The organism is Candidatus Nanopelagicales bacterium, from assembly GCA_037045355.1.
GTDB lineage: Bacteria > Actinomycetota > Actinomycetes > S36-B12.
This window is the reverse complement of record JBAOHO010000008.1, coordinates 56,325-68,498: the sequence shown is the minus strand read 5'-3', so window position 1 is coordinate 68,498 and position 12,174 is coordinate 56,325. Positions and strand designations below refer to the sequence as shown.

The following is a 12,174-nucleotide window of genomic DNA, read 5'->3' as shown; positions in this document are numbered from 1 at the left end:
TACGGGTCCACAGTCCTCCTGTTTCGCCGTCCGACCACCGTGTCTATGGGCGCACTACGCTCTGCCAGCGAATCGGACTGGAGGAGCCGCCATGCCAGATCCCGCAGAGACAATCACCGAACGGCACCCTCATCTCCTGTCGCGGACCTGGGCCCAAGCCGCCGGCCTCGTTGCCGTCATCGGGTTCTTCGTCTTGATCCTGATGGGTTTCATGACATACCAGTCGAGTCCGCCCATGCCTGAGGTGGTCGTGTCCAGTTCAGGTCAGACCGTGTTCACGGGAGAGGAGATCACCGCCGGGCAGGGGGTGTTCCTGCGGAACGGCCTCATGGAGTACGGGACCATCTACGGACAAGGTGGCTACCTCGGTCCCGACTACACCGCGGACTACCTGCATCGGGCAGCGACAGCGGTGCAGGAACAGTACGGCGGGCCTGAATCCAGTGATGCCATCGCCCGGACCATCCAGGAGTTCCGGACGAATACCTACGATGAAGCCACCGGCACACTGACCATCTCCGACGCCCAGGCGCAGGCCTTCGCGGATCTGACGGAACTGTACGCAACCGAGTTCGGCAACCCCGACGGCACCAACGGTCTGCGGCCCAGTGCCATCACCGACCCTGAGGACATCCACAACCTGACCGCGTACTTCGCCTACACGGCCTGGACAGCCGCCACACAGCGGCCGGGGTCGAGCGACAGCTACACCAACAACTGGCCGGGAGAGGATCTCGTCGCCAACGCACCGACCGGCAACACCATGGTGTGGAGCATCTTCAGTCTCGCGGCCCTGCTGTGCGGCGCTGCGGCGCTCTTCGCCGTCTTCGGGCGCTGGAACCGCCAGATCGGCTGGCAGGACACTGGCGCAGTGATCCGGTTCCGACCCCCGGATCAAATCACCCTGACCGGTACCCAACGTGCGACGGCCTGGTTCTTCTTCGTGATGGCGGCCTTGTTCTTGGTGCAAACCTTGGTAGGGGCAGCAGCTGCCCACTATCGTGCAGACCTGACCAGCTTCTTCGGGCTCCCACTCGCCGACCTGCTGCCGTTCAACCTGGTTCGCACCTGGCATGTTCAGCTCTCCCTCTTCTGGGTCAGCACGTCGTTCCTGGCCGCCGGGATCTTCCTGGTCCCGATGATCACGCGACAACGCGATCGCAAGGGTCAGACACCGTTGGCCTACATGCTCCTGGGCGCCTTGGTCATCGTGGTGGTCGGATCGCTGATCGGAGAGTTCGCAGGCCAACGCGGTGCCTTCGGGGACCTGTGGAGTTGGCTGGGCAATCAGGGATTCGAGTACCTGGACCTCGGCAAGTTGTGGCAGATCCTGCTGACCGTCGGCATGGTTCTCTGGGTCGTCATCCTGTGGCGGGGATTGCGCAAGCGGCTGCGCACGGAAAGCGCACTCAACATGCCCTGGATGTTCTTCTACGCGGCACTTGCGCTCCCCGCCGTATACGCCTTGGGACTGCTGGCCCAGCACCAGGACAGGTTCCCCATCACCGACTTCTGGCGATTCATGGTGGTCCATCTGTGGGTCGAGGACTTCCTGGAGTTGTTCACCACCGTTATGGTCGCCTTCATCTTCGTTCTACTCGGTGTCGTCCGGGAGAAGGTGGCGCTCGGAGTGATCTTCCTGGACATCATCTTGTACAGCGCTGGGGGAGTCATCGGGACTGCCCATCACTGGTATTGGACCGGAACCCCCGCGGAAGTGCTCTCCCTGGGCGCCTTCTTCAGCGCCATGGAAGTGATCCCCTTGCTCTTCCTGTCCATCGAGGCGTGGAGCTTCATCCGAGTCGGTGGCGGAAGCAGCGCCGACGGCACCCCCTTCCCGCACAAGTGGGCCGTCATGTTCTTGATCGCGGTCGGATTCTGGAACTTCCTCGGTGCCGGGGTGTTCGGGTTCCTCATCAACCTGCCGATCGTGAGCTACTACGAGGTCGGCACCGCCTTGACCGCCAACCACGGCCACGCGGCGATGATGGGTGTCTACGGAATGCTCGCCGTCGGATTCGCGGTCTTCGCATTGAAGTACTTCGTACCTCCGGACCGCTGGTCAGAGCGCCGGATGCGGATCAGTTTCTGGTCGTTGAACATCGGGCTGGCGTGGATGGTGTTCGTCTCACTGTTCCCCCTCGGGGTGCTCCAACTCTATGAATCCGTGGACAACGGATACGCCAGCGCGCGATCCATGGCCTTCAACTTCCAGACACTGAACACCTCGCTCGAATGGCTGCGGCTACCAGGGGATGCGGTGTTCATCGTCGGCGGAGTGCTTCCGCTGCTGTGGCTCACATTCCTCGGGATTCGCTTCCGCGGTAAGCATGATGCAGGGGTGAGCGACGATGACCTGCAGCTATTCACCGAAGAGTCTCCTTCCGACGATCCGGCCCCCGCAGGGTCCGCAGCCGGGAGTTGACCCGTGCAATCGGCGACTGTGCTGATCGCGTGTTACGGAGTCGTCCTGATCATTGGCAGCGTGGCGCTGCACCGGCGGGGCCGTCGGATCGAAAGAACCGCCACTGGGACAGATGCGGACGACTGGACCGCAACGACATTGCCTCGCCTACACACCGCCGTGGCCCTTGTTGCTGCCGGCGCTGCGGCATTGGTACCGGTGGTTGTTCTGATCGCAGTGCGACCGCAGGTAACGGAAGCCCTGGTTCTGGCCCTCACGTCCGCTGTAGCGCTGGGAGCGCTGGTTCTGCTTGCCCGCTCTGGCCATTCCGCGGTCAGAAGCGCGCGCTCCATACCCCCAGACGCCCCCCAAGCGGACAAGACGCACAAGCCGCATTGACAAGGCGCGATGGGCTGGGGACAGCACGTCGCCAGTACAGCTGAGTCCGCGCCGTGTCGCCGACAGCCGATTCCATGATGTCGCGGATTCTGAGACCAACATGATGGGTGGCCCGGCCGCCTGTCGACTGACTACCTACCGATCGGACAGCGCCGCCCGCGCTGACATCCCCCGCGTGCCAGCGAGGGCGGGCACGAACGCCGCCATCCCGACGCCGAGTTATCGCACCCGGGGCCAATGTCCGCGGGCGGTCGAGTCCTCAGTGGCCCAACGGCGGAAGATGCGCCGGACCCTGACGAACTTCACGGTATGCGACTCCTGCGATCGAGGAGAGGCGAGACACAAACGGTGGAAGGTCGGTCGGGGGCGGTGGAAGGTGCGACAGCCTGGTGACAGTAGGACACTGCGCCGAAGCCGAGTAGCGTGCAGGGGTGTTCGACGCTCTCGCCCAGTTGCCGACGCTGGCCGTCGTCGCGTTATTCACCGTCTACTTCTCTGTAGTCACGTTTGCCACCCGTCTGCTGGTGAGGCGTCGCGTAGCGCCCTCCCGCCAGACCGAACTCATCACCCTGGCCGAGGCGATGAACGCTCCCACCGGCGTCGCCATGGCTTTCTTGATCGGGTTCTCGGTCACCATCACGTGGGGGACCATCAGCTCCGCCCAGACATCCGTGGAGAAGGTGGCGGCGTCAGCGCAGGAAGTCGCATGGCTTATCGAGAATGTTGAGGATCGCAGCCGGGCAGATGTGGTCGCGCGGGACCTGAAGGACTACATGCGGGTGGTCAGCGAGGAGGACGGCCCCAAGTTGGCCGTCGGTGAGTTGAACGATCTCCCCAGCCTCCCCTACCTGGATCGGCTGGAGCGAGGCGTTCGCGCGCTGGAGAAGAATGCGGACTCGTCCGATCCCGAAGCCGGGCAGGTCCTCACGGTGGCCAGCAGCATTGCCGAGGGTCAGGTGGAACTGCTGTCGATCGCTCGACGTCAGTTGCCTGCCAGCGTGTTGTGGCTGCTCCTGACAGCGGGGACTCTGTCGTCGATGGTCATGGGGATCGTGGCCACCAAAGTCACGCGCCCATTCATGCTGGTCGGGTGGGCGTTGGTGTCGGCGATGGGGGTCGGTGTCGTGCTGGGCCTCTACAACCCCTTCGCCGGGGACGTGACCGTGAACTTCCAGCCACTTCAGGATGGCATTCAGCGCATTCTGGATCCGTGACCTGTGGGCCGCGGGCCGCGGTAGCGGCTGCTCTGACAGGACGATCATCGCAGGCAGGTGACCCGACCATCCGGGAGTCATACCGAGTCGCCACGTAGGTCGCCCCACGGCCCACCTGGTCGAAGTCGGCACCATCCGTAACCCTTACGGATTTCTTGATCCTGGTTGTGAGACGCCCGATTTGCTCCTCGACATCTCCTGGGACCGAGCGTTGAATGCGTGCAACCGTCCACGGAGAACGGGTGCAGAAGTCACGAGAGATGAAGCGCCGAATGTGAAGTCAAGGAAAGAGGCGACCATGGTCAGCAAACGGATCAACGGAAAGCGGGCCCTGAGTGGGGCGATCACGGTGTTGGTGGGAGCGGCCGTCGTCGCGATCCCTCCGACCGACGCGCACGCCTGGTCGCAGGACCTCGGCTACCGAATCAAGATTGACAACAGGACGAGTCATTCGATGACGTTCGCGAGTGGATCCACCAGTCCCGACAGCTTCTGGAACGGCTACGCGGAATGGAAGGACTGCGATAACTCGAACAAGGCTGCGCCCAACTCGAACGCGCAGCCCACATCAGGCGACTTCGACCTGGTCTCCGGTCAGCTCACCTGCTGGTTCTACACGTCTGGTGGCGTTACGAACAGCTACACCCCGGACGTCGACGTGAACTGGAATATCGGCGGCGAAGGCTTGATCCGGGCCCACGTGCACGGGAACTTCACGGGCAAGAACGATGTCGGCATCAGTATTGAAGGCGACGCGGCAAAGCTGTACCAAGTGGGTTCGGACGACCAACACGACAGTTGGGGCCCCGGTGAACCTCCGACCGCGATCTTCACGATTCAGCAGGGAACCCAGTTGGCATCGGTCGTCAACGGCTACACCGTCTCCAAACGGATGCAGGACGGTAGAGCCACCCTGAGCGCGCAGGTGCTGAGCAACGTCCCCACCCAGAGCAAGAAGGTCGATGCAATCGTTGCCGTGAAGCCGCAGGGCGGCCCGACCTCCACAACCAAGGTGACGCTGAAGCACCAGAAGAAGCAGTCCGCGAATGTGAAGTTGGACAAGCAGACAAGTGCTGCGCTGGCCAGCGGCCGCACGGTGGCCACCACGATCACCGTTCGCCCACTTCGCGACGGGGCACGAGCCGACAGCGACCGCGCCTGGGTCAAGGCCGACGGGAACTACCACCAAAGTGAGTAGTTTCCTGCCGGCCGTCGCGCCATAGCGCACGGACCTTTGCTCGTCGGCGCCAGGGCCTTGCCGCGGCGAACAAAGATCCGAAGGTCGAGAGCCAGCAGTTCCTCGCACTCAGTGCGGTGTCGAGGACTGCTGGCTCTCGGTCGTTCGCGAGTAGGCACGGAAGCCCCCGCCCGTTCAACACCGGCATCGCCACCGTGTCGTCACGGTTGCTTGTCATGCCGAAAGAGTCGACCACGAGGAGCGGTTGGCGACCCTCCGGGATCCTGGCTGCGATCGGTGTCAAGGTGGCTGTGGTGGTCGGCTCTTGGCGCTGCGGACATCGAGCGCCTCGCGGGGGCCGTCGAGCATCTGCTCCGGTCGAGCACTCTGTGAGCCCGGGCGCCAATCGTCGACGATCGGCCCCAACAGCGGTTCCCACCCGGTCGGAGGAGTACTGGGGTGGGAGAGGACCATGGGAGCAGGAAGCACTCGCACCTGGAGATCGGATCATGACCAGTCAATTGCAGGCCCAAGGCTCGGGGTGGCGAACGTGGCTGGTGGTCGCCTCGGCCACCCTTGCGCTTGGTGTCGGCCTGCTGTCCCCACCAGCAGTGGCGGCCGCTGGCTCCCCCACAGTCGAGGGAGTCCACGCGTCCGCGGCCACCCCAGGGGGCGGATCGTCGACGGGAGTGACTGGGTCGACCAACGAAACGCGACCGGCCGAGGACTTCAGGATCGACCTGAACGACGCCTGCCAGTTCTACACGAACGATCCGAAGTCGGATCCGATGACGCGTGGGTCCGGCATTGTGTCGGTGCTGTGCAAGCTCGCCGACGGTCACTATGTGGACGGCGTAAACCTCGACGACTACTGCGCGGCCCAGCGAGCCATCGGAGCTTACTTCACAGCCGAGATTGAACAGTCCTTGCAGGAATGGCGTTGCGTGGCGCACCCCAAACCAGCCTGGCCCAACGAGTTCAAGATCGACTTCGAGGTCGCTTGCCCAGTCCTCACCGACGACCCCAACGCACGGCCCGTGATCAAAGACCCCAAGGACCCATATTCGCTCTACTGTCAACTGTCCAGCGGCGTTCTGGTCAATAGTTTCGGCCTGACCAAGTATTGCGACACCAGGAGCACCCCAGACTTCGCGTTCACCGCAGCATTGAAAGACAGGGACAGCGTGAACTGGTGGTGCGTTCCGCACATGCGCCTGCCGGAAGCGAAAGAGTTCCGGGTGAACCTGTACAAGGCGTGCACATTCGTGACAGGCGACCCGGGTGCCATTCCCTGGGAGACCGTGTTCGCGGACCCCTGGTCGGTGTACTGCCAATCCTCGAAGGGCATCCGGCAGCAGTTGGATCAGGCCGACATCACGTCGTACTGCATGACCGCTGCCGACAACACGAATGACTACGACGCCATCCGGAACGACAGCCTGCAGGCGGGCTGGTGGTGTGCGCCCTTCGTCCGCGACCCCAGTTTCTGGGTCCGAAACTGGCCCGGCGGAATGAATGCTGTTTGTCGGCGGATGACCGGAGATCCCCAGGCCACGGCGGACTATGCGAACCCCAGCGATCCCAACTCCTGGTTCTGTCAGTTGCGGTCAGGCGAACAGCAGCATCTCGACCTGGCCCTCTTCTGCCCGTTGTTCGACAACGGTCGATTCAACTTCCTGGCGGAGAACAAGACGAAGAACGTCTTCGACTGGCGCTGCTCAGCCCGCAGAAGGAATCCGAAGACGCCGACCAAGATCGTGGCAATCGGAGACAGTTTCACCGCCGGTTTCGGCTACTACAGCGACGGGTCGGAAATGTCAGGCTTTCGGTTGCCGTGGTGCAAGCCTGGTGACAAGTTGAACGACGCGTGCTCGTCGAACTCCACGAGGGAGAACGCCGACGACGACAACATCCAGTTCTCCCAGGACTTCGGGCTGGCCAATCGTGTGTCCTGGGCGGCCAACTTCGCTGCCGGCCTCGGGGTGAACCCGGGCAATGCGTCACAGTACTACCGGAACTTCGCGGTCACCGGATCCACTGCCCTTCAGTGGAATGTTGGGAAGCTGCGATTCAACCAGTACAACCGGAAGAACGCGCTCAACGTCGTGGCGGACGAGCAACCCCGTATCGTCCTCATGACGCTGGGTGGCAATCCAACACTTGGCAAGTTGCTGATTGGCGAAGGCGTTTCCCGATGTATCGGCAAGGTCAACGAAGACCTGTGGAACTGCGTTGCGACCTTGGTGAAGCTGGACGCAACCTATTCGAGCCTGCGGGGCGTGTACCGGTTCCTCCTGAACAACACCAATGCCAAGATCATCGTTCAGCCGTACCCCGAGGTAGTGCCGGCGTTGACCGTATTCAGCGCCGAGCAGTTGTTGGTAGCGCGCAGCGCCATCAACGACGCTGTCGTCCGCGCGATCAGTGACACTCGCGAAGACTTGCCCAACAAGGCGTCACGGCTGCATTGGGTCAACACGGACTTCAATGTGGGGATACCGCCGGGGGCCTTCTCGTCATGGGCCGCCTGCTTTGGGAAGTCCGCCTGGGGCCTCGGCGCCGACGGCCCCAGCAACATGTCGTACAACACCCAATCGTTGTTCATCATCAGCCGTATCGCCTCGGGGTGGTGCCCGGGCGAGCCCTCCTTGATCGATGGCGACACGGGCATCCACCCCAACATGCAGGGCTACCGTCAGATGGCGGATTCGGCACTATGGCTGTGGGACAACTGGCCAGTCCCGGGTGCGGCGAACAAAGGTGACATCCGCCCTGGTCGGCTCCTGACAACCAAGGTGGCGCGCCGATCGGTGCGCTCCGGTACGCCGGTGCGCATCCCCGTGTCCTACGTCGGGAGGGGCAGCACCGTGACCGCCCAGATCATGGGCCGGAGCAATGCCGGGTGCGCGGCCGGCTCCGCCGGAAGCGAATCCTGCGTCGCGGCTTCGCGAGCCAAGGTCATCGGGTCGGGAAAGGTCACGTCTTCGGAGAAGGTGCTGCGGGTACGCATGCCAAGACAACCGGGCACATATTCCTTGCAGTTGAACTTGACCAGTCACAACATCCACACCGACGGCCCACCAACCACGGTGACCGTCCGGGTCGCGTCCCGCACAGTTCCCGCAGCCCCAAGGGCGGTATCCGGAACTCCCCGGCAGAGGGCGGTGAAGGTGCACTGGAAGGCGCCGGCGGACAACGGCGGATCGACCATCACCCGCTACCAGGTCTCGGCGTCACCGTCGACGCGGACCTGCATCACCACGCGTGAGACAACGTGCACTCTCACGCAGTTGAGTCCTCGGCGCGCTTTTCGGTTCAAGGTCCGAGCAGCCAACTCCCAGGGATGGGGGCCATGGTCCACGGCTAGCCACCGGGTCACACCCCAACCGGGAGCCGAGCGGGGAAACGGCTGAACCACCTGCTGCGCAGACCGCCCACCCGAGACCACCTTGGGGAGATCGGTGTGGCGGCGAAGCGTGCCGCGACCATCGTCGTGGACAGAAGTAGCGGCTCCAGGACGCCATCCACCACGTCACGTGATGAGAGATCCGGGCGAAGTAGGCCCCGCGGGACTCGAACCCGCAACCTACGGATTAAAAGTCCGCAGCTCTGCCAATTGAGCTAGAGGCCCGGGGACACGGAGTAAACCGTGTTGAAAACCCGATGCAAAACGTTGCGAGAACAAGGTTACCGGCTTGCGGTGCGAGCGAGTACGCGTCTCGTCCTTTGCCGCAGCCAATCAGCTGCGATTCGGAGCAAGGTGAGCGTCGCCAAGTAGCCCCAGCAACACTTCGGGCATGGTGAACGCCCCGCTCGGGCGGGGTGATAGGAACCGGAGGTGTGTGACTAGCGGGTGTCGTCGAGGGCGTTCGGCTGGCCTGCGCGTTGTGCGTGGAACGCGAGGGCTATCGCGTTGTTCGCCACTTGGTAGCCGAGCATGAACAAGTCTTGGCGGAGGCGTCCGTAGGCGGGGATGCGAGGCATCGTGCGTTTCATCTTCGCGTGGAATGACTCGCTCGTGTTACGGCGTCCGTAAAGAAGGTCGAACTGGGGTGTGCCGACAGGGTAGAAGCGGGCGAGGTCCGCGCGAGCCGCGTGGGCGACGTCGCTGGTCCCGGCCTGGTCGAGGCGGATGAGTTCGGTGAAGTTGCCGCGTCGGCACTCGACGGCGACTTTGAGGTAGAACACGTGGCCGCTCTTCGTCTGCCGGTGGTCGTAGCCGACCGGCACCAACGGGACGAGCGTCGTGTCGCCGTTTTCGTCGAACGCTTCGACGCAAGGGTTGGAGCCGTGGAGGTAGATGGTGTGGCGGCACTCGTACCCGTGCGCTCCCTTGTGTGTGGCGGTCCGAATTTTGTGGGTGCGTTCCACCCGACCATCGGCGTAGCGTCCGCCTTCCAACCGGTTGGGGTTTTTCGCGGCGACGGGGTGGTTGAGGATGAGGATGCCGCGTCGGGTGAGGCGGCGGATGTGCGGTCCTCGGAAGGCGGAGTCGGATACGGCTCCTCTGAGTCCGGGCGCTGCCTTCTTCAACTGGTTGAGGAGGCGTTCGCTCGCGGCGGCTTCATCGCCCTGGGTCTTGCCGGGGCGTGGGGTGACGTGGCCGAACGAGAGGAGCAACTGTCCGTAGTAGTCGTCGGACAACGTTTCCACGATGGAGTACTTGGTTCCATACGCGGTGCCGTCGGGAGCTCCGCCTTTCGAATGCCATCCGGAAGCGGGGTCGCATCGTCCTGCATCCACCCGGTTGCTGGGTGATTGGTACACGGTGCCGTCGAGGGTGACCCACTGTTCCGGACGAACCCTGTTGTATTCGAGAGGGTCGTTGGGGTTGAAGTGACCGAGTCGTTTCGCTTGTTCGAGGGCGTAGGTGCGGCCCGCGCGTATGACCTGGGTGCGGACCTCTCGCCACGCGGGGGATTCCCATTTGCGGAGGAAGTGGGAGAAGTGGTGTCGAGCCGGGGGTTTGTCCCCGGCGGGGATGAACATCACGGGCCGGTGATGGTTGGCGACATCACGCACGTAGCGCCAAAACCCGGGGTCGGCGACGAGAGCGATAGCTGCGCGTTGTGAACCGGCTTGTGTGGCGAGGGCGGCGATGAGGAACATCACCCACGTGGGATGGTCGGCGGGCCTCCCCGACGCACGGAGCACTGTGCGCGTGTTGCCGGGGAGATGCGTGGCGGTCTCCCAAAATCCGGGGTCGGCGAGGATGGAGCGGACTCGTTGGATGAGTGATACGACCTCGCGTTCCTCGTGTGTGCGAGCGCGTCGAGCCCCGTACTTGCCGTTGGGGCGAAGGGTGATGAGTTCGGCTCGTCGTCCTGCCCGCTGCACTTTCACGGGCGGGGTGATGGCGCGGAGTTGTACTGCGGGAGCGGCGGTGAGAGTGGGGGTGCTCATTCGTCACCGCCGGGCGGTGACGTTTCGTATTCGGCTCGCCATTCGTAGCCGACGATGCGTGCCGCGTCATCGAGCTTGTTGATGCCCAAGCGGGCGGCGACCGCCTCGATGCGACCGGTCTCTTGAAACACACGCTGGGCGAGGTGCTCGCCGATGGACGCCACTCGGTTGACGCCGCTTCTTTTCAGCCCGGCCTTGTCGATGACGGTCGTCAACGTGGTGCTGGTCGCCGCCGACCGTTTGGCGAAGTCATTGTCCGAATCGGGGCGGGGGTCGTAGGCCACGTACCGGGTGGCCCAATCGTCGGGATGCTTGTCTGCGAGGTGTTTGATGCGCGCTGACAGTTTCTCGAAGCACCACGGGTCGTCTATCGGTAGCCAACGCTCCTGGTAGCGGGTGCCGCCGCCGTGAGCACGCACGCGGCCCTCGACAAGGTGGATGTCGGCGCACGTGATGGAGCCCACCTCTCCCGGAGAGCATCCGAGCAGGACAAGAGCGAGCGCTGACGGCGACTTCGTCTCCCGGTAGGCGAAACCGCTCGCCTCCTTCAATGCTTCGATTTCGTCCTCGGTAAATGGCTTCACGTAACGAGGCGTGTTGCCCTGCGGTGGAAGATTCGCCGCCACGTTGTTGTCGGTGATACCAAGCCGGAAGCACGTGTAGTAGAACGACGACGCGACCGCACGCCGAAGCTTGGGCGTGGTGGCGGCGACCCTCCCCTTCTTCGCGTCGGTGGCATGGGACGCGAACATCCACTCGTTCAAGACCTCGTTCGAAACGTCACACACCATGACCGCGCCGCGCGCGGTGGCGAACTTGAGCAACGTCCCGAGAACCTTCGCGTGGGTGGCGGCGGTGCCCGGTTTGATGACGCCTGTTTCGGACTGGTGGTTCCACTCGGCTGCTACTTCGCGGACCGCGTCGGGAAGTGGGTAGGCACCCGGCATTGGGAGGTCTTGGCGAAGTACGAAGGTGTCTTCTGGGCGTAGCACTCGCCCGTTCTTCTCGCCTCGGCCTCGGAATGCGCTCACCGTTCCACCACCAACACCGGTTGCCGCCGCCCCGCTTGGAAGCGGTCCCGTGGGGTGGAGGCGGTGGCGTCCTCGGCGTGGCTTGTTTGGCAAGTGTGGGTTCCCCGTTCCGCCGGGTTCGGAACATCCCGACTACCGTATGTTATAACATACGACCTATGGAGCGCAACCCATACGGCAAGATGACACACATGGGACGACGCCCGAAACCTCCACCCGCCGACTACCTGGCCACAAACGGCGTCTGGCCCGACGGCCCCTACACCCCCGACGCACCCCCCTACGTACCTCGTCTCGCCTACCTCGCCCAACAACTGCGACAAGAAGCCGAAGAGCGCGGTTGGAGCCAACGCGCACTCGCCGAAGCGACCGGCGTGAACCTGAACACCATCAACTATCTGTACGCGGGAAAAGTCATCCCTGACACCGCCACGCTCGCCACGTTGGAAACCGCCCTCGGTATCACCCTGTGGCCCGAAAACCTGATCTAAACAACTCATGTGAGAGCTATCAGCGGCGGACGTCCCCGGAATTTGACACCGTGAC

General features: G+C 63.4%; 9 protein-coding genes and 1 tRNA gene. 5 read left to right on the top strand and 5 right to left on the bottom strand.

What is annotated here, in order from left to right:
• Positions 1-91: 91 nt before the first annotated feature.
• Positions 92-2,425: a cbb3-type cytochrome c oxidase subunit I gene (locus V9E98_01235; GenBank protein MEI2715614.1), complete on the top strand. Its 2,334-nt coding sequence runs from the start codon at positions 92-94 to the stop codon at positions 2,423-2,425.
• A gap of 147 nt (positions 2,426-2,572) precedes the next feature.
• Here V9E98_01235 and V9E98_01230 read toward each other — a convergent pair whose 3' ends face one another.
• Positions 2,573-2,731 carry a hypothetical protein gene (locus tag V9E98_01230; protein ID MEI2715613.1) on the bottom strand — a complete coding sequence of 53 codons (159 nt, stop codon included), beginning with the start codon at positions 2,729-2,731 and terminating at the stop codon, positions 2,573-2,575.
• Positions 2,732-3,234: 503 nt separating this feature from the next.
• Here V9E98_01230 and V9E98_01225 point away from each other — a divergent pair.
• Together V9E98_01225 and V9E98_01220 are read left to right on the top strand one after the other, a co-directional pair.
• Complete coding sequence (locus tag V9E98_01225; protein ID MEI2715612.1) at positions 3,235-4,017, top strand: hypothetical protein; 783 nt, start codon at positions 3,235-3,237, stop codon at positions 4,015-4,017.
• Positions 4,018-4,315: 298 nt separating this feature from the next.
• Positions 4,316-5,215: a hypothetical protein gene (locus V9E98_01220; protein ID MEI2715611.1), complete on the top strand. Its 900-nt coding sequence runs from the start codon at positions 4,316-4,318 to the stop codon at positions 5,213-5,215.
• A 279-nt stretch (positions 5,216-5,494) separates the two neighbouring features.
• Here the strand turns inward: V9E98_01220 and V9E98_01215 are convergent, their stop codons facing one another.
• On the bottom strand, positions 5,495-5,689 hold the full coding sequence (locus V9E98_01215; protein MEI2715610.1) for a hypothetical protein: 195 nt from the start codon (positions 5,687-5,689) through the stop codon (positions 5,495-5,497).
• 14 nt (positions 5,690-5,703) lie between these two features.
• Here V9E98_01215 and V9E98_01210 point away from each other — a divergent pair, with 14 nt between their 5' ends.
• Positions 5,704-8,607 carry a fibronectin type III domain-containing protein gene (locus tag V9E98_01210; protein ID MEI2715609.1) on the top strand — a complete coding sequence of 968 codons (2,904 nt, stop codon included), beginning with the start codon at positions 5,704-5,706 and terminating at the stop codon, positions 8,605-8,607.
• A gap of 145 nt (positions 8,608-8,752) precedes the next feature.
• On the opposite strand, the gene V9E98_01205 is transcribed toward V9E98_01210, so the two are convergent.
• The 3 genes from V9E98_01205 to V9E98_01195 all read right to left on the bottom strand — a co-directional run bounded on the left by V9E98_01205 (position 8,753) and on the right by V9E98_01195 (position 11,628).
• Positions 8,753-8,825: transfer RNA gene (locus V9E98_01205), tRNA-Lys, on the bottom strand.
• A gap of 215 nt (positions 8,826-9,040) precedes the next feature.
• The gene (locus tag V9E98_01200) at positions 9,041-10,597 is read right to left on the bottom strand and encodes a hypothetical protein (protein MEI2715608.1); all 1,557 of its coding nucleotides are present in this window, start codon (positions 10,595-10,597) and stop codon (positions 9,041-9,043) included.
• Positions 10,594-11,628 carry a site-specific integrase gene (locus tag V9E98_01195; protein MEI2715607.1) on the bottom strand — a complete coding sequence of 345 codons (1,035 nt, stop codon included), beginning with the start codon at positions 11,626-11,628 and terminating at the stop codon, positions 10,594-10,596. The genes V9E98_01200 and V9E98_01195 overlap by 4 nt, the downstream gene beginning before the upstream one ends.
• A gap of 158 nt (positions 11,629-11,786) precedes the next feature.
• Between V9E98_01195 and V9E98_01190 the strand changes: the two genes are divergently transcribed.
• Positions 11,787-12,119 (top strand): helix-turn-helix transcriptional regulator, encoded by a 333-nt coding sequence (locus V9E98_01190; protein ID MEI2715606.1) that lies wholly within the window; start codon positions 11,787-11,789, stop codon positions 12,117-12,119.
• Positions 12,120-12,174: the final 55 nt, after the last annotated feature.

Coding starts and splice junctions, on each gene's coding strand:
- V9E98_01230 (MEI2715613.1), bottom strand. CDS start 2,731: ATGGCCAGAGCGGGCAAGCAGAACCAGCGCTCCCAGCGCTACAGCGGA.
- V9E98_01200 (MEI2715608.1), bottom strand. CDS start 10,597: ATGAGCACCCCCACTCTCACCGCCGCTCCCGCAGTACAACTCCGCGCC.
- V9E98_01210 (MEI2715609.1), top strand. CDS start 5,704: ATGACCAGTCAATTGCAGGCCCAAGGCTCGGGGTGGCGAACGTGGCTG.
- V9E98_01220 (MEI2715611.1), top strand. CDS start 4,316: ATGGTCAGCAAACGGATCAACGGAAAGCGGGCCCTGAGTGGGGCGATC.
- V9E98_01235 (MEI2715614.1), top strand. CDS start 92: ATGCCAGATCCCGCAGAGACAATCACCGAACGGCACCCTCATCTCCTG.
- V9E98_01190 (MEI2715606.1), top strand. CDS start 11,787: ATGGAGCGCAACCCATACGGCAAGATGACACACATGGGACGACGCCCG.